Raw genomic sequence first — 21,785 nt, forward strand, 5'->3', positions numbered from 1 at the left:
AGCGGGCACTGGCCGAGCACCCTGACGCCCTCTTCATGGCCCATCCCGAGTGTCCGCCGGAGATTCTCGCCCTGGCGCACCACATCTGCTCCACCAGCGGCATGTACGACTACGCGAGGAAGAGCCCGGCGAAAGAATTCATCGTTGGTACCGAGGCGGGAATCCTCTGGCGGCTGCGCCGGGAGAGCCCTGACAAAGAGTTTATCCTGCCGACTTCGCGGCTGATCTGCCCCAACATGAAGCTCACTTCGCTGGAGGACGTGCTGAAATGCCTGCAGACGATGGGGCCCGAAATTACCGTGCCGGCCGACATTCGCGAGCGGGCGAAAGTAACCCTCGACCGGATGCTGGCGGTTCCGCGCGACTGACGGCGAAGCAAACCGGCAATCTTGGGCGTGTACCGTCTTCTTTGCCGGGACGGTCCAGGTAGGGCTGTGGGCCACTCGGAGAACGAGAAAAGCAATCAGCGCATAGGCGCAGGGACGCAGAGATTTCCTCCAATTCTCTCTGTGCCTCTGCGCTTCTGCATTAAAATTGCCTTTGTTAACTCAAACTTCCAGAGAAGCCGCCTCCTCGGCAATATGACGGTAGATTAATGGTCATGGCAAACGACCTCGCCCATCCCGAAATCGCCCACGCCACCGTCCGCTCCTTCGTCAGCGGGGTGACGGCCGATCCGAGCCGGGCCGAAGTCCTCGGACTGCTCGGTTCGAGCAGCGCTTATCTCCTTTCGGCCCTGCTCGCCGGCAGCGACGACACCTTGCTGGTGCTGGCCGCCGACGGCCGCCAGGCCGAGCAGCTCGCCGCCGACCTCGCCTTCTACCACGGCCACCCCGGCGACATCTTCCTCTTCCCGCACTGGGAGATGCGCCCCTACGAGCCCCTCGCCCCCCATCCCGAAATCGAAGCGACGCGCCTGGCTGCCCTGGCCGCCCTGCACGAGGGGCGGGCGCGGGCGGTGGTGGTGACGGTGCGGGCGCTGCTGCAACGGGTGATTCCGCGCGCGGTCCTGGCCGGCCTCTGCGACCGGCTGCAGGTCGAGGAAGAATACCCGCGGCCGCCGCTGCTCGAGCGGCTGCTGGCGCTCGGTTACCAGCCGGTGCCGATGGTGGAGGATCGCGGGACCTTCTCGCTGCGCGGCGACATCCTCGATGTCTACCCGCCGACCCGGGCGCTTCCCGTGCGCATCGAGTTCTTCGGTGACTACATCGAGCGGATGCGCCCCTTCGACCCGGCCAGCCAGCGCTCCGAAGAGCTCGAACTGGAGGAGTTGGTCCTGCTGCCGGCGCGGGAGATGGTGCTGGCCGGGGAGCACTTGGAGACCTTCGCCCGCGCTGTCAAGGAGCGCTGCGACACCCTCGGCATCCCCCGGCCGCAGCGCGAGGCGGTGCTCGAGGAAGCGCGTGAGGGTCTGCTGACGCCTGGCCGCGCCTTTTTGCTCCCGCTCAATTACGGACCTCTCGACACCTTCTTCGACTTCGTCCCGAAGGGCCGCTGGGTGATTCTCGACCCGCCCGCCGTGGAACGGGAAGCCGACCAGTTTGCCGCCGAGATTCGCGAGGGGGAGGAGCGCGCCGCGCGCAAGGGTGAGCTGTACGTGCCGGCGGCCGAACTCTACGTGACTTCGGCCGAGGCCGAAGAGCGGCTCTTCGCCCGTCCCCCCATCGAGTTCTCGGCGCTGGAAGTCTTCCGCCTGCGCGAGGACCGCCAGCTCTACCGCCTCATCGTTGAGGGAAACGGTGACATCCGCGCCGCCCTGCGCCAGGAGGAGGGCGGCATGGCGCTGCTGGCCGAGCGCCTCAGGCAGTGGCGCGAGAAGGGCTGGCAGGTGCTGCTCGTCTGCCATCAGCGCGGCCAGGCCGAACGCCTGCGCGATCTGCTCGAACCGCATGGCCTCGCCCTCCCCTTCGATCCGGCAGCGACAGCCAGAGGTATGCGGCCCGGCGAACTGCGACTGGTGCTCGGCGACCTTGCCGCCGGCTTCCGCCTCGTCGACGAAAAGGTGGCGGTGGTCGCCGAAGAGGAGATTTTCGGCCAGCGGGTGCGCCGCCGGGGGCTGGCCGCAGCCCGGGCCAAGGCTCTGCTCTCGACCCTGGCGGAGCTCAAGGAGGGGGACTACGTGGTGCATGCCGACCACGGCATCGCCCGCTACCGAGGGCTGCAGCACCTGCAGATGGGCAGGGTCGAGGGGGATTTCCTGCACCTCGAGTATGCCGGCGAAGACCGCCTCTACGTGCCGGTCGATCGCATCGAGAAGGTGCAGAAATATGTCGGCAGCGAGGGGCACATCCCGCGTCTCGACAAGATGGGGGGCGGGGCCTGGGAGAAGGCCAAGGTCAAGGCCCGGGCGGCGATCGAAGAGCTGGCCCGCGATCTGCTCAAGATCTACGCGCGCCGGGAGATGGCCGAGGGATTCCGCTACTCGCCCCCCGACCGGCTCTTCCGCGAGTTTGAGGCCGCCTTTCCCTACGAGGAAACCCCCGACCAGCTCTCGGCGATCGGCGACGTGCTGGCCGACATGGAGTCGGAGCGGCCGATGGACCGGTTGATCTGCGGCGACGTCGGCTACGGCAAGACCGAGGTGGCGATCCGCGCCGCCTTCAAGGCGGCCCTCGACGGTCGCCAGGTGGCGGTGCTGGTTCCCACTACGGTGCTCGCCCGCCAGCACGGCGAGACTTTCGGCGAGCGCTTCAAGGGAACGCCGGTCGAGGTGGAAATGGTCTCGCGCTTCCGCAGCGCCGCCGAGCAGAAGCGCATTCTCGAGCGGACGGCGGCGGGGAAGATCGACGTCCTCATCGGTACCCACCGCCTGCTCCAGCGTGACGTGCGCTTCAGGAATCTCGGTCTGGTGATTATTGACGAGGAGCAGCGCTTCGGCGTCACCCACAAGGAGCGGCTGAAGAAACTGCGCGCCGAGGTCGATATCCTCACCCTGACCGCCACCCCCATCCCCCGCACCCTGCACATGAGCCTGATGGGGCTGCGCGACCTCTCGGTGATCGACACTCCGCCGGTCGACCGGCTGGCGATCCGCACCTACGTCACCCGCTTCGACGAGGAGCTCATCCGCGAAGCGATCCGGCGGGAGCTGCACCGCGGCGGCCAGGTCTTTTTCGTCCACAACCGGGTGCAGTCGATCGATGCCATGGCCGAGTACGTGCAGACGCTGGTTCCCGAGGCGAAGGTCGCCGTCGGCCACGGCCAAATGGGGGAGAAGGCCCTTGAAGAGGTGATGCTCGCCTTTGTCGAGGGTAAGAGCAACGTTCTCGTCTGCAGCACCATTATCGAGAGTGGCCTCGACATTCCGCGGGCCAACACCATGATTATCAACCGCGCGGACTGCTTCGGTCTCGCCCAGCTGTACCAGCTGCGCGGCCGGGTGGGGCGCTCCCGGCACCGGGCTTACGCCTATCTGCTCATCCCCGGCGAAGGAACCTTGACCCGCGAGGCACGCGAACGGCTCAAGGTGCTGCAGGAACTGACCGAACTCGGCGCCGGCTTTCGGGTGGCGAGCCACGACCTCGAGCTGCGCGGCGCCGGAGACCTGCTCGGCGGCCGGCAGGCCGGGCAGATCGCCGCCATCGGCTTCGAGATGTACACCGAACTGCTCGAGGAGACGATCCATGAACTCAAGGGGCTGGCGCGGGAGGAGAAGATCGACCCGGAGATCCGTCTCGGCCTCTCCGCCTTCCTGCCGGAGAAGTACGTTCCGGATCCAAACCAGCGCCTCGTCTTTTACAAAAAGCTGGCTGCGGCCGATGACGAGGAGACGCTGTACGCCGTCGTCGATGAACTGCGCGACCGCTACGGCGAGATTCCGTCGCCGGCCATCCTGCTGTTCGAGTTGATGAAGCTGCGGGTGCTGATGAAGCGGCTCAAGGTCGAGCTGGCCGATTACGACGGCCGGCAGCTGATCTTCGGCTTTCACGCCGGCACGCCGGTGCCGCCGGAAAAGATCCTGCGATTGCTCGAGGACCCGCAGGGCCGTTACCGGTTTACCCCGGACTACCGGCTTTCGGTGCGCCTCGGCAAGCTGCCGGAGGAGGAGCTCCTAGCCGCGGCCAAAAAAGAATTGCACGCTCTTCTCGGACTGTAGTAGTCTATCAGGCCGCCGGCTGCAGGCCCTTGGCGGGCCGTTTCACGAACCGCCGGCCAGAGAGGTATCCAGAGAACGTCCATGATCAAACGCCACCTCCGTCTGCCGCCCCTTTACCTTTTCATGCTGCTCAGCTTACTTTCCGCCTGCAAGCAACAGGGGGAAGCCGCCTCGCCGGCCCTGATCCGGGTCGATGGACGAACCGTGACCCTCGAGCAGTTCAGGAAAAATTTTGCCAAGACTCTACCCGCCGATCAGAAGCTCACTGACGAGGAAAAAAGCGACCTCGAGCGCTCCTTCCTGGTGCAGGTGATCGACCGCGAACTGGCTCTGGCCGAAGCCGACCGGCTGGGGGTCAGCGTCACCCCGGAAGAAGCCGAGACCGCCCTGCGGGAGCACCGTCGCGACTATCCCGGCGACGCCTTCGAACAGATGCTCAAGGAGCAGGGAATTACCCTCGATGCCTGGCGTCTGGACCTTGAGGAGGGGCTGCTGATGGAAAAAGTTGTCCGACAGGCGGTCTATACCAAGGTGGCTGTAGCCGAATCGGAGATCGATGCCTACTACCAGGAACACCGCGACGAATTCGACCGGCCGGCCCAGGTGCGCGCCCGCCAGATCGTGGTTGCCAGCAAGGAAGAGGGAGAGCGAATCCTCGGCCTGCTTCGCCAGGGCGAGTCCTTCGCCGAAGTGGCCCGGAAAAGCTCCCTCTCCCCGGACGCCGACCAGGGGGGAGACCTTGGTTTTTTCGCCCGTGGCGAAATGCCGCCTGAGTTCGATGCCATCGTCTTCACCCTGCCGGTCGGTCGGCTCAGCGGCCTGGTTCAGAGCGAGTACGGTTTTCACCTCTTTTTGGTCGAGGAGCGTCGCGAGGCACTGCGTCTGCCGCTGGCGGCGGTACGCGACGAAATTCGCGACAAACTGCTGGCCGAAAAAGAGGAGCAGGCCTATCAGCAGTGGCTGCAGGATTTGCGGGGACGAGCCAGTATCGAAGTCGATTGGTCGCGTCTGTAAGATCTCTTCTCTCCGTCCTTCTTAAGCCTCTTGCCCAACCCCTTGCGAGGAATGGAACCGATGAAGCGCCTGTTAGTTGTCGTTGCGATGTTCCTCCTGACGCCGTTTTCCAGCGTCTGGGCGGAGACCGTCAGCCGGGTCGCCGCCGTCGTCAACGATGATCTCATCACTACCCACCAGCTTGACATGAAGGTCGCCGAACGGCTGAGGGCCGAGGTCGGTGGCCAACAGCTGTCCACCGGAGAGATGGATGCCCTGCGCCGCAGCGTCCTTTCCGAACTCGTCGAAGAGGCACTGATTCGTCAGCGCATCGACGAACTAGGCCTGAAGGTTGCCGACGACGAGGTCGAAGCGGCAATTCAGGATGTCCAGAAGCAGAACAAGCTGACCCGCGAGCAGCTTATCCAGGCCCTGCAGCTGGAGGGGATGACCTTCGATGCCTACCGGGAGAACCTGGCCAAACAGATCCTGCGCTTCAAGCTGCTGGGGCGCGAGGTGCAGAGCAAGGTCGAAGTGACCAACCAGGAGATCCGCGACTACTTTCGCGCGCACATCGACGAGTTCCGCGAACCTGCCTACGTGCGCCTTGCCCGGCTTAGCTTCCTCCTGCCGGCCAAAGCCACTGCCGTCCAGATCGAGGCGGTCCGGAGCAGGGCCGACGCGGCCCTCGCCCGTCTGCGGAAGGGGGAGGATTTCTACAGCGTGCTGCTTGCCAGCACGGCCGACCAGAGCGCCGAAGGCGGCGACCTGGGAACCTTCAAGGAGGGAGAGCTGACGGCCGCCTTTGAAAAGGCGGTGCAGGGGCTCAAAGAGGGAGAGGTTTCGGAAGTGATCGAAACCCCGGACGGTTTCCACATCCTCAGGGTCGAAGAGCGCAGCCCCGGGAAGATCCGTCAATTCGACGCGGTCCAGGACGAAATTCAGAAGGCCATTGCCGACCAGAAGACCGAGGCGCGGTTCAAGGAGTGGGCGCAGGACCTGCGCAAAAACGCCTACATCGACATTCGTCTCTGAGTCGTGGCGGGTCTCGGACCCGCCCCTTTGTGCTGAACGAGAAGAAGGCCCGCCGAATATCCGGCGGGCCTTCCTGCATTTTGCTCTGTGGGAAGTGCTGCGCGGATTGCTCAGCTCCGGCCGTCGATTAGGCAGCCGCTGTCGTCGTGCTCCAGGATCACTCGCTTGGCCCTTTGCAAGTTCTGGAGGTGGCCGGGGTCGACTTGAAAGTGCTGCGCCAGTTCTTCGACCGTGACGGCGGCGGGTTGCCGACGCCGTTTTTCGTGACGGCCGTAGCGGAACAGGTTATAGAGAGACCAGCATTTCAGCAGGGCTCCCATGACAAAGATAATGCCGCAATACCAGCCGAGCAGTTGTAGCAGGGCATGATAGCCGCCCTTGACAAGCATGATATCCGTAAAAAGCTGCAAGCCGAAAAACCAGCCAACCATGCCGATCAGCGGACGCATGAAGAAGAAGAAGAGAATCCAGAACAGCACGGTGATCAGGCTCTGGCCATACTTTTGCTGAAACGACTGGAGGTCCGGGCGGTTGATGATCGGCTGGCTCATGATTCCCTCGGTTCGGGTCGAGGCTCGGGATGGATGCCGCGGTCTTCGGTTTTCCAGCGGGCGCGTACGCCGCGCTGTTTGAGGATCGCTTTTGGCAGGGCGACGACGGCAGTGAACATGTTGATAAGCCAGAAGGCGAGCGGATACCAGATCATGACGAAGTAATATTTGAACAAGCCCTTTTCGTAACGGGTATCAAGCGCAAAACTGATGGCGAACTGCAGCAGGCAGGTGATGCCGAGCACGACCCCCGGCCAGGTCGGGATGATCGACTCGACCCGGAAACCGGGAGGCAGGATAAAGACCAGGCCGGCGAAGTAGAGCAGGATCACGGTCAGCATGGCATAGCCCCAGATGATGCTGGTGAAATACTCCAGATAGACCGGCCACATCCGGCGCTTCTGCCACTTCTGCAGTTTGCGGGCATAGCGCAGCAACACCTCATTGCCGCCTTGCGCCCAACGCAGACGTTGCTTCCACAGCCCGCGCAGGGTTTCGGGCATTAGAATCCAGCAGAGGGCGTGCGGTTCGTAACGGATATCCCAATGGTTTATCTGCAGTTTCCAGCTGATGTCGATATCCTCGGTAACCATGTCGAGGCTCCAGTAGCCAACCTGGTGCAGGGCGGATTTGCGGAAGGCCGAGACCACGCCCGACATGGTGAAAACACGCCCGTAGATTCGCTGCGCGCGCTTGATCAGGCCGAGAATCGCCGAGAACTCGCCGACTTGGATTTTGCCAATCAAGGTTGACCGGGTCCGGATGCGGGGATTGCCGGTGACGCCGGCGACTCGCGGACTGTTGACGAAGTGCTGCATCATCCAGGTGACTGCATGCGGGTCGAGCAGCGCGTCGCCGTCGATGCAGACCAGATACTCTGCCCTGCTGAGCATGCTTCCCATCCGCAGCGCCATTGCCTTGCCCTGATTGTTGGTCAGGTGAACGACCCGGATCCGGTCATGCCGCGCGGCCAGTTCGTCGAGGATATGGCCGGTCCGGTCGCTGCTGCCGTCATTGACGGCGATCACTTCGTAATCGGGATAGTTCAGTTGCGTCAGCCCCTCGAGAGTTTCCCGGATATTTTTTTCTTCGTTGTAGCAGGGTACGATTACGGCCACTGCGGGGTAGTGGTCCAGTTTCGGCGGGTCGTCCCAGCGGTTCTGGCGGCGTTCCCAGCGAAAGTAGTAATAGATTGCGCCGATCATCCACAGGTAGGCCATGAACAGCGGGTAATAGTACGCGAAGCTCAGCAGGGAATTCCCGATTAGTATAGAAATTTCCGTCATGATTAGGGCCTGTAGGGATAGGTTTGCATCGACATGGCACGGTGCAGATCACGATCATGGGGGTGGTTGCGAATGAAATCATCCGGATAGTAGCCGAAATTTACCGCCCCCGATCTCTGCAGTAGTTGCATCTGGCGGGCCAGGGTGGCCGACGGGATCCTTAGGCCGGGGTGGTTCCAGTCGAAAGTCTGTAGCTCGAAGATGGTTTTCTGCAGGCCTGCAGGGTGCTGTTTGACAGCATCGACCAGCATGCCCAGCCAGTTGTCCGGGTCCACCGCCTGTTCCAGGTAGGGCATGGCCATGATGGCCGCATAGTCATAATGTTCGAGCGACTTCTGCAGGCTCTGGGCATACCAGGATTCGCTGGCCGGGTTCAGGGCGGTCTCGGCGTACAGGTTGCGCGCGGTTTTCACCGTGGGCCGCCAGATTCTGGCCCGTTCCGTCAGTTCCCCGGTCCATGCCAGCAGGGCCTGCGTCTTGGCTTCGCTCCAGCGCCGCATCAAATTGGGATCGTTGCGGATGGCAGCGATATCTGCCGGCAGTTGCCAGCTGTCCCGGTAGAAGGCCAGCGCCGCGGGGTTGGCATCCTCGAAGTCGGTGAGGTACCCGTCATCGTGGAACAGCAACCCCTCGAACTCGGCATGGCGGGCCAGATCTTCGTAAATCTCCAGAATGAGTCGACGGGCCTCCGGGGCGAAGGGGGACAGGCGCCGGTAGTCCGTGGGCTCCGATTCGCCGCCGGCTTGGGTCTGCACCGTCATGGCGGCGTCGCCCAGGTCGAAGCCGAGCACGGGCATCCAGGCGTAGACATTGACCCCGGCGCGGGTTTTCAGTTGCCAGGCTACGCGGTTGAACAGGTCGGCCCGGACGGGCAGGCTGCGGTTCGGGAAGTAGAGGGCGTCAGCCGTGCCGTTGCCATCCGGATCAGCGAAGGCCTGGAGGAAAACCGTGTTGATCTTCAGGTTCTTGATTCGATCGAGCAGGCGACCGAGATTCAGCTCCTGCTGAACGGGGTCGGGGTCGTAGACATAGTCCAGATCGATGTGGGCCACGCGACGGGGGTCCTGCTGGTCGGGGTTGTGCAGCGCCCAGACCAGGTCCTCGAGCTTGAGGTCGCCCGGCACCAGATAGCGGCTCACCCGGTCGAGGGCATCCGTGCGGCTGGTTCCGCTCTCCAGGGTCAGGGCCACCGGCATGCCGAGGTCCCGGGCGATGGCGACGGCGGGTCGATGATAGCGCCCGAACGGCCAGACCATGACCCGAGGGCGGGACCCGAGCCGACGTTCGAGCAGGTCGCGGTTGCGGGTCAGATCGCTGCGGATGCGTGCCAGCAGGGCGGTGTCGTCTTCGTAGCGGGCGGTTTCCGGATCATAGGTGCGACTGGTCAGCGCCGGCTCGAGGTTGCCCTGCGGGTTGGCGACAATGCCGCGATGCAGGTCGTAGCTGTGCGAGGCGATCTCCACCAGCCCCGAAGCCGCCACCTCGCGCAGCTGCGTCCAGGTCATGAAATTGCGCCGCGGCACCCATTGGCCGCCGTAATTCACCTGCGCATCATCCGCGGCATCCAGCCAGTTGCCGACCAGGGCCAGCACGGCCGGATAGCCGAATGCCTTGAGCAGGGGATAGACCCGGGTGTAGAAACTGGCATAGCCGTCATCGAAGGTGAGCAAGACCGCCTTGTCCGGCAGCGGGCGCTCACCGCGCTGGGCGGCCAGCAGGTCGTCGATGCTCACGACCTGATAGCCGTTGGCGCGCAGCCAGCTGAAATGCTGGACCAGGCGGCCGGAGGTGATAGCGTCGCCCTCCGGGTCGCCGACGCTATCCTCGACATCATGGTAGCAGAGCGCTATAAATTCCTGGGCCTGCGCCGGCAGGCCAAGCAGGAGGAGGCAGATTGCCGCTGCGATCAGGCACCGCATTCAAAATCTCCAGTTGAGGCGGGTATAGAAGTAGTTCTGGTACTCAGGCAGGCCATCATACACCCGCCGGAAGCGGCTGAACCCGTAAACCAGTTCGAACCGGTCGGCGGTTTCCCAGATGTGTTCGTAGGCGGCACCGGCGAGATAGTCATCAGCGAAGTTTTTCTGCCAGTAGTTGCCGAGGGTCAGGGCGAGGCGGTGGCTGAAGACCCGGTCGTAGCGCCGGCAGAGGCGATGCAGGTTGTCCAACGTCAGCGCCGCCGAAAAGTCGTGGCCGGGATTGAAGTAGATGGTGTCGTTGCGGCTGTTCGCCGAGGTGTAGAGGTCGGCAATCCCGCTCAACTTGTATTTGGGCAGGGTCAGCAGGCGCTGCTCCAGGCTGGCGGCAAGGCTTCGGCGGAAATTGCCGTCACTGAAATCCATGGCCTGGGCTTTCAGGCTGACTCGACGCAGTTCGCTCGCCCGGTAGGTGGCACCGAGGTCGGCCGAGTCGGCGGTGACGTCATCCTTGAGGGCACGCAGTGGCGTATCCCGGCTGAACAGCTCGATGGTCGCCGGAAACGACCAGTGGTCATCGAGCTCCCAGAGGAGCGACAGCCGGCCGCCGGGTTCATCGCCGCCGTCGACGTTGTAGGTCAGTTCGGCCACGGCCTCCAGGTCGGGCCGGCGGTATTCCACACCGATCCCGTAGCGCCGATAAATCTCGTCTCCCTCGGGGAAGGCGGCGAAGGCATAGCGGCCGCTCAGGAACATCCGGTAATGCTCGGCAAGCGGTCCGGAAAAGAGCGCCCCCTCGAACAGCATCTCCCGGGTTCCCTGGGTCGTGCTGCTGTTGTCCTGGTGGCCGGCCGACAGCCGCAGTTCCCCCATATTGTGGATTTCCCATGAACGTTGCAACCTTTGGACCTGTCGGTCCTCCGGGTAGAGGGCAAAAAGCCGGTTGATCGACAGTTCGGCCAAGCGGTATTCCCGGCGCTCCAGATAGCTTTGCGCCAGGCCGGTCTGCAGGTCCCTGTGCCGGCGAGACAGCCCCAATCCCAGCTCGTAGGTCTGCTGCGCCCGGCGTGGCCAGCCCCGGGCTGCGTAGACGTTGGCCAGTTCCCGGGTGATGCTCAGGTTGGCCGGTGCCATCGCGTGCAACGCCGTGAGGCGCCTCTCCGCTTCGGCGTTCTGGTCGCCATAGACGCGCGCCACGGCGGCGGTAGCGGCGGCCGCTACCTTTTGCGGATTAGGCCGGGAAAGGTGGCGGCCGTCGCTACCGCGAGTGTCCAGCCAGGGCGGCTGGGCCTGGTCCAGGCTGTCGATCAAGGCATAGGCGGCGTCGAAATTCTCCATTTCAACCAGCGTATAGAACAGGGCCAACTGCGCATCGAAGTCGTCCGGTTGCCGTTCAAGAATCTGCTGGTGGAGAAGCCGAGCCTGTTCAGGCTGCTGAAGGTACAGATAGGCATCGGCAACCGCCGACAGGACATAGGTGGGGGGTATCAATCCCTCCTGCGGCAGGCTTTCGTATTCGCTGATGACGGTATTCATCTGGAACCGGTTGCGCAGGGCTACCAGACGATCCAGGCGGGTCCGCTGCTCGAAGACTCGCGCGGAGGGTTGGGTGCGAAGCTCCGCCAGGTTGCGCTCCAGCAACGCCAGTGCCCGGTCGGTCTGGGCAAAGCGCCTGGTCTCGTCATCCGGCGGCAGGTCGCCCCAGCGCACGGCGAACGCAGCCTGATTGCCGAGGAGACGTTGCCATTCTTCAGTCGACAGCAGATCCGGGTTTTCTCGGGCCAGGTCAACGGCCAGATGCGAAGCCCCCAGACTGTCAAGAACCATGATTTGTCGCGCCCGGGCCATCCGGCTGCCCGGGTCTCTGGCCACGAGATGATTGTAGGTCTGCAAGGCGGCGAAAAAATCTCCGCCGGCTTCCTGGGCGTAGCCCTTGGCCATCAGCAGGGACGGCTCCCCCGGATAGCTCTGCTCGAATTGGCTGGCCAGTTCAGCGGCGGCCTGCCCCTGACCTGCATCGGCCAGGGTCAGCACCAGCCCATTGGGAAAGTCGAGATCGTTTGGGAAACGCTGCAAACCGCGCCGGTAGAGGTATTCTGCCTGCAGATAGTCGCCGCGACGACGTGCGGATTGGGCCGCCGCCTCGAGAGCGTACCCCGGTCCCGCCTGAGGTGACAGTAGAGGTGCCAGTTCGGCGACCCGGTCGTCCTGCCCCGCCCAACTGAGGACCGTCAGATAGTCGTGAAACACGGTCTGGTTGTGCGGGTCTCTGGCGTACAGTTCTTCGAGAACCTTGAGCGCTTCGACGGTGCGCCCGTTGCGGGCCATTTCAATGGCCTGGTCGGGACCGGCAGGCTGGGCCCAGCCAGGGCTGACCAGGCCAAGGCCGAGAACAGTCAAAACGGCACTGCTCAGCAACGCCTTTCCGAGAGGGCAGAATGACCAGGATTTTTGTTGACGGTAGAGGCGTCGCGACATAAGCACCCACGAAAGCGTTGCTAATTCCATACACAAGGCCATTAAGGAAAAACTAAACCAGAGTATAGGCTTAAAAAAATAAATGTCCAACAAAAACAGCTGTTTGTGTCCTGCTGCAGAAAAAACGGTAATTTGGAGTTGACCCCGACCGCACTGACGCTCCTCGACTATTTCGAATGCCCGACCAGTTGTCGTTTGGGAAGGCTGCCGGAGGGGGGCAGTATTGCTGGGGCAGGAGTTGAAAAAGTTGAAAAAACTGTTGGAAGGCCCGGGCTGCCGTGGACGTCGCGAAGTTTTGCCTGAATTGCCAGGGCGAAAAGTGTTCGCGATGGCCGGGTGTGGCGCCAGTTTGTCTTCCGGGACTATAATAAAAGAAAAAAGGAGAGAATTATGCGGCTCTTCGCGACGATATTGACTATGTTGCTGGCGGGCCTGCTCTTCACGGTGTCGGCAGCAGCGTGGACCGATGAAACTGGTTTCCGGCCGGCAGTGGTGACTCTCCATGATGCCGGTGGGACTTCCCCGGAAGGAGTGGTTCTTCTGGCGAAGAGCGGACACGGTGGCCACGGTCACGACAGGTTCCTGCGCGGTGGGCACCGGGGCCACGGTCATGACCGGTTCTTCCACGGCGGCCATCGCCACCAGCACCACTTCAAGTCGCACTTCCACCGTCATCATTTCGGCGGGCACTTCGGCCATTTCCGCACGCACCGTCATTTCCATCCCGGTTTCGGCGTCTCCTTCTGCGTGAGGGACAGGGGAGTTTTGTTCTGCTTCAATGACCACGCATTCGGGCATCGTCATCACTGGTAAGCGGGCCTGCGGAGAGGGGGAAGTCGCTTGAGGTGTTGAGAGAATAGAAGTGCGACCAAAGTTCCGGTAAAATGCCCGGAGTTTCTTCCTTGCATCCGTGGAAGCCTGTGTTAAAGAATTTAGAAAGTGCAAGTTTGTGCTGATTTTTCAGTAGCCGGCGGATGGGCCGTCCGGAAACGAAAGAAAACGCACACAGCGGAGGGCAGTAAGGTGTTTGGTTCTTTATTGACCCGCACCGTCCTTGCACAACGAGCGTTCCGCGGGGAACAGAAAAACAAGGAGAAAAGCAAATGGCAAAAGGTACGGTCAAGTGGTTCAATGACGCCAAGGGTTTCGGTTTCATTGAGCAGGAAAGTGGGCCCGACGTGTTCGTGCACTTCTCGGCCATCACCGGCGAGGGATTCAAAAGCCTGGTCGAGGGGGACCGGGTCGAGTTCGACGTCACCCAAGGACAAAAGGGCCCCCAGGCCAGCAACGTGCGCAAGATCTGAGCCGTACATCCACAGCTCGGAAAAGGGAGAGGGCAGGTGTTTCGCCTGCCCTCTCCCTTTTCCTGTCCCCTACCCTTCCCCCGGCTTTTTGGCCACACGCTTGCTCAGTGCCTGTCGATGGCTTATATCTGGGCACCAACAGGATTCCTGACCGCTGCGTTCCTTGTCCCGTTGGATGGAAGCGACCTGGCGAGCCGGCAATTGCAGCGTCGGCGATTGCGGTTGCCAGATTCCGACCGGATAAGTTAAGATAATTCTTTGCATTGCTGGAGAAAATGGTGCAACGGCCGATTGTCATCACCCTGGGGGACCCCACCGGCGTGGGACCCGAAATCATTGTCAAGGCACTGCTCAGCGGGGGGCTCGACGGCCTCTCCCGACCACTGCTCGTGGCGGGGGATGCCGGCGTGCTGCGGCGGGCGGCGGGCGTTTTCAACGTCGGGTCGGAGCTGCATCCCGGCGCAGGGCCGGGCACCCTTCGCCTGCAGATTGGCAGTCGCCATCTTGACCTGGCGGCCCTAACCGAACTGCCGGTGGAGCGGCTGGGCTACGGCAGGCCCGATGATGCCTGCGGCCGGGCGATGGCCGAATATATCGAGTGGGCCTGCGATCGCTGCCTGGCCGGGGAAGCGGCGGCGATGGTGACGGCGCCGATCAACAAGGCGGCCATCAAGGCCGCCGGCTACAACTTCCCCGGGCACACCGAACTGCTGGCGCGGCGCTGCGGGACGGAGCACGTGGTGATGATGCTCGCCGGGGAACGGCTGAAGGTCTGCCTGGTCACTACCCATCTGGCGCTGCGTGAAGTGCCGCAAGCCCTCACCACCGAGGCGATTCTGACGACCGTCCGCATCACCGACGCCGTCTTCCGTCGCTTTTTCGGCATGACCCTGCCGCGCCTTGCCGTCCTTGCCCTCAACCCGCATGCCGGCGAGGGGGGGCATTTCGGCGACGAGGAGGAGCGGCTCATCCGCCCGGCCATCGCCGCCGCCCAGGCCGAGGGGATCGCCGCCACCGGCCCGCACAGCGCCGATACGCTCTTTCACTTTGCGGCTCAGGGGGCCTGCGACGCGGTCATCTGCATGTATCACGACCAAGGACTGATTCCCCTCAAACTGCTGCACTTCGACGACGGGGTCAATGTCACCCTCGGGCTGCCCATCGTGCGCACCAGCGTCGATCATGGCACCGCCTACGACATCGCCGGCACCGGCCTGGCGAGCGAAAAAAGCCTGGTTGCGGCGATCCGCATGGCTGAAGACATGGCCAAACACATCTAGCCACAGTGGTCACCGAGGACACCGAGAAAACCCTTCACGGGTTTTGGGTGTTAAACCAAGAGAGCGGTTTCTGATTTTCTCTGGGACCTCTGTGTTCTCTGTGGCAAATCATTGGATTTTGCTTCATGCCTGACAAGATCATCATCAAAGGTGCCTGCGAGCACAACCTGAAGTGCATCGACGTCGAGATCCCCCGCGAGAAGCTGGTAGTGATCACCGGGGTTTCCGGCTCGGGGAAATCGACCCTGGCTTTTGACACCCTCTACGCCGAGGGTCAGCGGCGCTACGTCGAGTCCCTTTCCGCTTACGCCCGCCAGTTTCTCGAGCAGATGGAGAAGCCGGATGTAGAGAGCATCGAGGGTCTCTCGCCGGCCATTTCCATCGAGCAGAAAACAACCTCGAAGAACCCCCGCTCGACAGTCGGTACCGTCACCGAGATCTACGATTATCTGCGTCTGCTCTTCGCCCGCGTCGGCCGGGTGCACTGCCACCAGTGCGGCCGCGAAATCGCCTCGCAGACGGTGGAGCAGATGGTCGACCGGATCCTGGCCATGCCGGAGAAAACCAAACTCCTGTTGCTGGCCCCCATCGTCCGCGGCCGCAAGGGGGAATACCGCAAGGAACTCAAGCAGCTGCAGGCCGACGGATTCGTCCGGGTGCGCATTGACGGCGAGCTGTACGAGCTGGCCGAGACGCCCGTTCTCGACAAGAACAAAAAGCACACCATCGAGGTAGTGGTTGACCGCGTGGTGGTCAAGGACGGTATCCAGAGCCGGCTGGCCGACTCGCTGGAGACGGCGCTCAAGCTCGCCGACGGCATCGTCCGGGTGGAGGAGCCCGGCGGGACGAGCCAGCTCTTCTCGGAGCAGCACGCCTGCATCGAGTGCGGCGTCTCCTACCCCGAGATCACCCCGCGCATGTTCTCCTTCAACAACCCCTACGGCGCCTGCCCCGACTGCTCGGGGCTGGGCACCCGCATGTACTTCGACCCCGAGCAGGTTGTGCCCAACCCTGCCCTCTCCCTGCGCGAGGGGGCAATCGTCCCCTGGGAGACCAAGGCCGGCGGCGGCTACTATTTCCAGCTGGTCGAGGCCCTCTCCGACCACTTCGGTTTCGACATCCATACCCCTTTCGGCCGGCTGCCGGAAAAAGTCCGCAAGGTTCTGCTGCACGGCTCGGGCGAGGAGCCGGTGCGTTTCTTCTTCGATCAAGGGGGGCGCCGGCACTTCTACGAGAAGCCCTTCGAGGGAGTGATTCCCAACCTCGAGCGGCGGTTCCGGGAGACTGACTCGGAAACGGTGCGGGAGAACCTCGAGCGCTTCATGAATGTCATGCCCTGCCCCACCTGTGAAGGGGCGCGCCTGCGGCGCGAGTCGCTCTTCGTGCGGGTCGGCGCCAGGAGCATCCGCGAGGTTACCGCCTTTTCCATCGCCGAGGCGCAGGCGTTTTTTGAGACTTTAGAGCTGCCGGCGAAGGAGGCGGAGATCGCCCGGCGCGTGCTCAAAGAGATCCGCGAGCGCCTCTCCTTTCTCTCCCACGTCGGCCTTGACTACCTCTCCCTCGACCGCACAGCCGGGACCCTCTCCGGCGGCGAGGGACAGCGCATCCGTCTCGCCACCCAGGTCGGCTCCTCGCTGGTCGGGGTTCTCTACATTCTCGACGAGCCCTCCATCGGCCTGCACCAGCGGGACAACCGGCGGCTGCTGGAAACCCTCAAGCGACTGCGCGACCTTGGCAACACGGTGCTGGTGGTGGAGCACGACGAGGAGACAATCCTCGAGGCCGACCATGTGATCGACATGGGGCCGGGAGCGGGGGTGCACGGCGGCGAGGTGGTGGCCCAGGGGACGCCGCAGGAGATTCTCGCCAATCCTGCCTCGCTGACCGGCCAGTACCTCTCCGGGGCCCTCGTCATTCCGCTGCCGAAAGAGCGGCGCACGAGCGAACGCTTCCTGACCATCCGCGGGGCGCGGGAGAACAACCTCAAGGGGGTCGAGGCGCGCATTCCGCTGGGGGTGATGACCTGCGTCACCGGGGTGTCGGGTTCGGGCAAGTCAACCCTGGTCATCGACACCCTCTTCCGCGCCCTGGCCCAGCACCTCTACCGCGCCAGGGAGAAGGCCGGCAAGGTCGACGAGCTGCTCGGCCTGGAGTTCCTCGACAAGGTCATTGACATCGACCAGTCCCCCATCGGCCGCACGCCGCGTTCCAACCCCGCCACCTACACCGGCATCTTCACCGAGGTCCGCGACCTCTTCGCCCAGCTCGCCGAAGCGAAGGTCCGCGGCTACAAGCCGGGTCGGTTTTCCTTCAACGTCAAGGGGGGTCGCTGCGAGGCCTGCCAGGGGGACGGCATCATCAAGATTGAGATGCATTTCCTGCCCGACGTCTTCGTGACCTGCGAGGTCTGCAAGGGAGCCCGCTACAACCGCGAGACCCTCGAGGTCAAGTACAAGGGGAAGAGCATCGCCGAGGTGCTCGACATGACGGTCAACCAGGCGGCCCGCTTTCTTGAGAACATCCCGCGGCTCAAGGGGAAGCTGGAGACCTTGCGCGACGTCGGCCTCGGCTACATCAAGCTCGGCCAGAGTGCCACCACCCTCTCCGGCGGCGAGGCGCAGCGGGTCAAGCTCGCCAGGGAGCTCGGCAAGCGGGCCACCGGGCGCACCATCTACATCCTCGACGAGCCGACCACCGGCCTGCACTTCGCCGACATCCAGAAACTCCTCGACGTCCTGCAGCAGTTGGTGGAGACGGGGAACACGGTGGTCATCATCGAACACAACCTCGACGTCATCAAGATGGCCGATTACGTAATCGATCTCGGGCCCGAAGGGGGGACCCTGGGCGGCGAAATCGTCGCCTGCGGCACCCCCGAAGAGGTGGCCCGCTGCAGCCGCTCTCACACGGGACGCTACCTGCGTCCCTATCTTGACCTCTAAGCTCCGCTCTGGAAGACCAGCGAAAAACAGTAATTTTTACCCGGTGCCGTGGCCCTTTTGTGCGCTGCAGCCGGTGATATCGCCGGCTGCCGGGTCATCCGGCGGGCGGCTGCCAACGGCAGTTTTTCGTAGCGCGGCAACTCTGATACACAAAGAATTCAGCGGAAAAACCGACGGCTTGAATGATTGCAGGGAGTTGTGCCCGGGCGGCCGGAGGGGAAGGCTTGCCGCGCAACGAAAAAAGCGGCAATCGGCATATGGCTTGCAAAACATCCTGGCGTACTCAGCGAAAAGCCGTCTCTCTGGAGAAGTTGCCGATGTTCAAAAAAATCGTTGCCGCCCTGCTGCTGACCCTGTTCACCAGCGCCTGCGCCCACCAGGCCGCATTTCTTTCCGAACCGTCCGGAGCGACTGTTTTCATCGACGGCCAGGCCGTTGGTGTCACCCCTTGCCAGTATGATTACAAGCTCAGCAGCGGAAGCGATTACGAGGTGACCATCGAAAAAGAGGGTTACGAAAAGATACGGCACAGCGTCAAGGCCGACGAGGTGGATCGGGAGGCCCGCAACACCTGGCTGGCGGCCGGTGTGGTCTGGAGTCCGCTGTGGCTGGGGACCCTGTTTACCAAGAAGCTCAAGGACAGCTACGCCTTCGTGATGAAGAAGGCCGCCCCTACCTATACCGCCAAGGCGGGGGAAACGGACAACGGTCGGCCCTTCTAGGTTTTCGCAGACAGCTACCGGCAGGACGGGGCAGGCCACAGGGCCTGCCCTTTTTTGTTACCAACGGCGGTCATCCGGCCGCCGCCGTTCGCAACCCTCTGCGGCCTTCTGGATAGTGCTTTTCCCTTGATTTGGGAACACGCCGGGATTAGCATCGGCAAAAATCAGGGGACATTGCATGAAGCCGTTCGTCAAGAAGCTGAAAAACATCCCTCCCGGCCAGGCGCTGATCCTCTACTATGCCGCCGCCATTCTGCTGGGCGCGATGCTGCTTTCCCTTCCGGTGGCGGCCCATGGTTCGCCGCTCTCCTTTCTCGATGCGCTCTTCACCGCCACCTCGGCTCAGTGCGTCACTGGCCTGATTGTAGTGGATACCGGCAGCAAGCTTACGCTCTTCGGCCAACTGGTGGTGCTGGCCCTCATCCAGGTCGGCGGCCTGGGGATCACCACCTTCTCCGTCTACCTCTTCTTCTACCTGCGTCTCGGCGTCGGCATGCGCGGCCGCTGGATCATCCAGGAAACCCTCCTGCACACGCCGGTCGAATCGATGAAGGAGCTGATCCGCGCCATCTTTTTCCTGACGGTGATCATCGAAGGGGCGGGAGCGCTGCTGCTCGCCTTCGCCTTCGTTCCCGACCTCGGCCTGGCCAGGGGGCTCTACTTCGCCCTGTTCCATTCGGTTTCGGCCTTCTGCAACGCCGGCTTCGCCCTGTTCGCCGACAGTCTCATCGGTTACCGCGATCACCCGCTGGTCAATCTGACGATCATGGGGCTGATCATCCTCGGCGGCATTGGCTTTCTGGTGATGAAGGAGCTGCTCGACCTGCTGCGCCGGGGGCGCAAGCGCCGCCGGCTCTCTCTCCACACGCGCCTGGTGCTCCTGACCACCGGCCTGCTCATCGCCGGCGGCGCCGTTCTCATCGGCCTGCTGGAGGCCGGCGCTTCTCTCACCGGCCGGGGGGTCGGCGAGGGGATATGGACGGCACTGTTCCAGTCGGTCACCGCCCGCACCGCCGGCTTCAACACCATCGATCTCAACCTCTTCGGAGTGCCGACCCTCTTCCTGATGATGTTCCTGATGTTCGTCGGCGCCTCCCCCGGCTCTTCCGGCGGCGGCATCAAGACCACCAGCCTCGCCCTCTTCGTGGCGATCCTGCACAGCCGACTCAAGGGAAATCCGCACACCAATGTCTTTCGCCGGACCATCCCCGACGAGGCGGCGACCAAAACCCTGACCCTGGTGATGCTCGCCACCCTCTTTCTCGGCGCCGCCACCTTCGCCCTGCTGGCCGTGCAGGGGCAGGGACAGGCTTTCGCCGGTAATCGGGGAGCGTTGATGGACTTCGCCTTCGAGGCGGTTTCCGCCTTCGCCACCGTCGGTCTCTCCCTCGGCGCCACCGCCCAACTGGTGCCGCTGGGGAAAATCGTCGTCATCGTGCTGATGTTCGTCGGCCGGGTGGGCCTGCTCACCATGGCCTTCACCATCGTCAAGCGTGCCCGCCGCGACGCGGTGCGCTATTCGGAAGAAAACATCATGATCGGCTGAGCCGATCACGATTGGCAGGGGAGAAGTTTCCATGGGACGTTACTGTGTTATCGGCCTCGGCAATTTCGGCTTCCACGTGGCCAGAACCCTCTACGAGGGGGGGCACGAGGTGGTGGCCGTCGACCAGGACCGGGAGAAGGTGCAGCGGGTTCAGGAGTATTCCTCCTATGCCATTCAGGGGGATGCGGCGAACAAGGAGTTCCTTTCCGGGCAGGGAATCGGGGAAATGGATGCGGTGGTCGTCTCCACCGGCGAGCGCTCCCACCTCTCGACGCTCATCACCCTCTACCTCAAGGAACTGAAAGTGCCGCGCATCCTGGTCAAGGCGCTGGACGAGGACCACGGACGCATCCTGGAGAAGATCGGGGCCACCGACATCATCTTTCCCGAGAAGGACATGGCCATCCGCACCGCCCGCGGTCTGGCGAGCCCCAACGTGCTCGAATACATCCCGCTCGCCGAGGACTATTCGATCACCGAGGTCGGGCCACCCGCCCATTTCCTCGGCAAGACCCTGATCGAGCTCGACCTGCGGCGAAAATACAACGTCAACATCATCGGCATCAAGGACGTTATAGCCGACGTTTTTATCGCCGTGCCGCCGCCGACCTACATCATCAAGGACAGCGACCTGCTGATCTTCATCGGCAAGTCGGAGGACGTGGAGAGGGCCTGCCGCAAGAAGTGAGTCGATGGCCCCTCGGCTGTTGACTTTCCGGACGGTACCGCTAAACTGGGAGGCACGTTGCCGGTTGAGCCGGATTCAAAATCAGGGAGGAGAGTTCATGTCCGATTTGCGCAGCAGCAAGACCGAAAAAAACCTTCAGGAGGCCTTCGCCGGGGAATCCCAGGCCAACCGCAAATATCTCGCTTTCGCCAAAAAGGCCGAGACCGAAGGGCATCCGCAGGTCGCCAAGCTCTTCCGGGCGGCGGCCGAGGCGGAGACGGTGCACGCCCACGCCCACCTGCGGGCGCTCGCAGGCATCGGCTCCACCGAGGCCAACCTGCGCGAGGCGATCGGCGGCGAGACCCACGAGTTTACCGAGATGTATCCGCAGATGATCCGGGAGGCGACCAGCGAAGGGTTTGACGTCGCCCTGCGCAGTTTTACCTTCGCCAACGCCGTGGAAAAGGTGCATGCGGATCTTTACCGCAAGGCCCTCGAGAGCCTCGGAAAAAACGAGGCGGTTGATTACTACGTCTGCCAGGTCTGCGGCAATACCATCGAGGGGGCACCCCAGGGGCCCTGCGAGGTCTGCGGCGCCGCCCAGACAGCCTTTCGGAAAGTCGACTGACATCGCCTAAATCCCAGTTCCCCGGCCGGGCCCCTGGGGTCCGGCTTTTTTTTCTGCCGGCACAAAACCCCGCGCCTGGTTGCCAGGCATGAGAAACTTTCTACCCGAACCACAAATGGACAGAACGAGGTTGCCCATGGACAAGTGCCCGGTTTGCAAGGAAATGAAAAAGGGAAAATACCGTTGCAGCGGTTGCGGAACGATATTCAACTGCCCCCAGCCGAATTGCGGAGCGGAGATCCGCAAGCGGGACGCCGAAGAGTGCCCCCGCTGCGGACTTCTGCTCGCCGAATACGTCGAAAAGCGCAAGATGTACCGCCTGTGTCCCAAGTGCAAAAAGA

General features: G+C 63.0%; 16 protein-coding genes. 12 read left to right on the forward strand and 4 right to left on the reverse strand.

Annotated elements, in window-relative coordinates; genetic code table 11:
- The 4 genes from nadA to VD811_12680 form a co-directional block, all read left to right on the forward strand.
- A partial coding sequence (nadA, locus tag VD811_12665; GenBank protein ID HXV21831.1) for a quinolinate synthase NadA occupies positions 1 to 368 on the forward strand: 368 nt, incomplete at its 5' end.
- 233 nt (positions 369 to 601) lie between these two features.
- A complete protein-coding gene (gene mfd / locus VD811_12670; protein HXV21832.1) occupies positions 602 to 4,096 on the forward strand; it encodes a transcription-repair coupling factor in 3,495 nt (1,164 codons plus the stop codon).
- A gap of 81 nt (positions 4,097 to 4,177) precedes the next feature.
- The gene (locus tag VD811_12675) at positions 4,178 to 5,110 is read left to right on the forward strand and encodes a peptidyl-prolyl cis-trans isomerase (protein ID HXV21833.1); all 933 of its coding nucleotides are present in this window, start codon (positions 4,178 to 4,180) and stop codon (positions 5,108 to 5,110) included.
- A 60-nt stretch (positions 5,111 to 5,170) separates the two neighbouring features.
- Positions 5,171 to 6,124 carry a peptidyl-prolyl cis-trans isomerase gene (locus tag VD811_12680; protein ID HXV21834.1) on the forward strand — a complete coding sequence of 318 codons (954 nt, stop codon included), beginning with the start codon at positions 5,171 to 5,173 and terminating at the stop codon, positions 6,122 to 6,124.
- Positions 6,125 to 6,234: 110 nt separating this feature from the next.
- On the opposite strand, the gene pgaD is transcribed toward VD811_12680, so the two are convergent.
- Genes pgaD through pgaA form a run of 4 tightly spaced genes read right to left on the reverse strand, consistent with a single transcriptional unit; the run spans position 6,235 to position 12,277 of the window.
- Positions 6,235 to 6,675, reverse strand: coding sequence for a poly-beta-1,6-N-acetyl-D-glucosamine biosynthesis protein PgaD (gene pgaD / locus VD811_12685; GenBank protein HXV21835.1), 441 nt, complete (start codon positions 6,673 to 6,675; stop codon positions 6,235 to 6,237).
- Positions 6,672 to 7,961 carry a poly-beta-1,6-N-acetyl-D-glucosamine synthase gene (pgaC, locus tag VD811_12690; GenBank protein ID HXV21836.1) on the reverse strand — a complete coding sequence of 430 codons (1,290 nt, stop codon included), beginning with the start codon at positions 7,959 to 7,961 and terminating at the stop codon, positions 6,672 to 6,674. Before pgaC ends, pgaD begins: the two co-directional genes overlap by 4 nt.
- 2 nt (positions 7,962 to 7,963) lie before the next feature.
- Positions 7,964 to 9,880, reverse strand: coding sequence for a poly-beta-1,6-N-acetyl-D-glucosamine N-deacetylase PgaB (gene pgaB, locus VD811_12695; GenBank protein ID HXV21837.1), 1,917 nt, complete (start codon positions 9,878 to 9,880; stop codon positions 7,964 to 7,966).
- Entirely contained in the window at positions 9,881 to 12,277 is a 2,397-nt protein-coding gene (gene pgaA / locus VD811_12700; GenBank protein ID HXV21838.1) for a poly-beta-1,6 N-acetyl-D-glucosamine export porin PgaA, read from the reverse strand. It abuts the gene before it with no gap.
- Positions 12,278 to 12,772: 495 nt separating this feature from the next.
- On the opposite strand from pgaA, the gene VD811_12705 reads away from it, so the two are divergent.
- From VD811_12705 to VD811_12740, 8 genes are all read left to right on the forward strand, one after another.
- Positions 12,773 to 13,168: a hypothetical protein gene (locus VD811_12705; GenBank protein ID HXV21839.1), complete on the forward strand. Its 396-nt coding sequence runs from the start codon at positions 12,773 to 12,775 to the stop codon at positions 13,166 to 13,168.
- 290 nt (positions 13,169 to 13,458) lie between these two features.
- Complete coding sequence (locus tag VD811_12710) at positions 13,459 to 13,659, forward strand: cold-shock protein (GenBank protein ID HXV21840.1); 201 nt, start codon at positions 13,459 to 13,461, stop codon at positions 13,657 to 13,659.
- A gap of 278 nt (positions 13,660 to 13,937) precedes the next feature.
- Positions 13,938 to 14,939, forward strand: a complete 1,002-nt coding sequence (gene pdxA / locus VD811_12715) for a 4-hydroxythreonine-4-phosphate dehydrogenase PdxA (protein HXV21841.1) — start codon at positions 13,938 to 13,940, stop codon at positions 14,937 to 14,939.
- A 125-nt stretch (positions 14,940 to 15,064) separates the two neighbouring features.
- On the forward strand, positions 15,065 to 17,881 hold the full coding sequence (gene uvrA, locus VD811_12720) for an excinuclease ABC subunit UvrA (protein HXV21842.1): 2,817 nt from the start codon (positions 15,065 to 15,067) through the stop codon (positions 17,879 to 17,881).
- Between the two features lie 317 nt (positions 17,882 to 18,198).
- Positions 18,199 to 18,603 (forward strand): PEGA domain-containing protein, encoded by a 405-nt coding sequence (locus VD811_12725; protein HXV21843.1) that lies wholly within the window; start codon positions 18,199 to 18,201, stop codon positions 18,601 to 18,603.
- 178 nt (positions 18,604 to 18,781) lie between these two features.
- Complete coding sequence (locus tag VD811_12730) at positions 18,782 to 20,149, forward strand: TrkH family potassium uptake protein (GenBank protein HXV21844.1); 1,368 nt, start codon at positions 18,782 to 18,784, stop codon at positions 20,147 to 20,149.
- 31 nt (positions 20,150 to 20,180) lie between these two features.
- The gene (locus VD811_12735) at positions 20,181 to 20,837 is read left to right on the forward strand and encodes a TrkA family potassium uptake protein (protein HXV21845.1); all 657 of its coding nucleotides are present in this window, start codon (positions 20,181 to 20,183) and stop codon (positions 20,835 to 20,837) included.
- A gap of 97 nt (positions 20,838 to 20,934) precedes the next feature.
- Positions 20,935 to 21,444, forward strand: a complete 510-nt coding sequence (locus VD811_12740; GenBank protein ID HXV21846.1) for a rubrerythrin family protein — start codon at positions 20,935 to 20,937, stop codon at positions 21,442 to 21,444.
- The last annotated feature ends 341 nt before the right edge of the window (positions 21,445 to 21,785 follow it).

The organism is Desulfuromonadales bacterium, from assembly GCA_035620395.1.
Classification (GTDB): Bacteria; Desulfobacterota; Desulfuromonadia; order Desulfuromonadales; family DASPGW01; genus DASPGW01.

Excerpts from the sequence above, each read along its gene's own strand:
- pgaC (HXV21836.1), bottom strand. The coding sequence starts at position 7,961 with ATGACGGAAATTTCTATACTAATCGGGAATTCCCTGCTGAGCTTCGCG.
- VD811_12735 (HXV21845.1), top strand. The coding sequence starts at position 20,181 with ATGGGACGTTACTGTGTTATCGGCCTCGGCAATTTCGGCTTCCACGTG.
- VD811_12725 (HXV21843.1), top strand. The coding sequence starts at position 18,199 with ATGTTCAAAAAAATCGTTGCCGCCCTGCTGCTGACCCTGTTCACCAGC.
- mfd (HXV21832.1), top strand. The coding sequence starts at position 602 with ATGGCAAACGACCTCGCCCATCCCGAAATCGCCCACGCCACCGTCCGC.
- VD811_12680 (HXV21834.1), top strand. The coding sequence starts at position 5,171 with ATGAAGCGCCTGTTAGTTGTCGTTGCGATGTTCCTCCTGACGCCGTTT.
- VD811_12675 (HXV21833.1), top strand. The coding sequence starts at position 4,178 with ATGATCAAACGCCACCTCCGTCTGCCGCCCCTTTACCTTTTCATGCTG.
- VD811_12710 (HXV21840.1), top strand. The coding sequence starts at position 13,459 with ATGGCAAAAGGTACGGTCAAGTGGTTCAATGACGCCAAGGGTTTCGGT.
- VD811_12705 (HXV21839.1), top strand. The coding sequence starts at position 12,773 with ATGTTGCTGGCGGGCCTGCTCTTCACGGTGTCGGCAGCAGCGTGGACC.
- pgaB (HXV21837.1), bottom strand. The coding sequence starts at position 9,880 with ATGCGGTGCCTGATCGCAGCGGCAATCTGCCTCCTCCTGCTTGGCCTG.
- VD811_12730 (HXV21844.1), top strand. The coding sequence starts at position 18,782 with ATGAAGCCGTTCGTCAAGAAGCTGAAAAACATCCCTCCCGGCCAGGCG.
- pgaD (HXV21835.1), bottom strand. The coding sequence starts at position 6,675 with ATGAGCCAGCCGATCATCAACCGCCCGGACCTCCAGTCGTTTCAGCAA.
- uvrA (HXV21842.1), top strand. The coding sequence starts at position 15,065 with ATGCCTGACAAGATCATCATCAAAGGTGCCTGCGAGCACAACCTGAAG.
- VD811_12740 (HXV21846.1), top strand. The coding sequence starts at position 20,935 with ATGTCCGATTTGCGCAGCAGCAAGACCGAAAAAAACCTTCAGGAGGCC.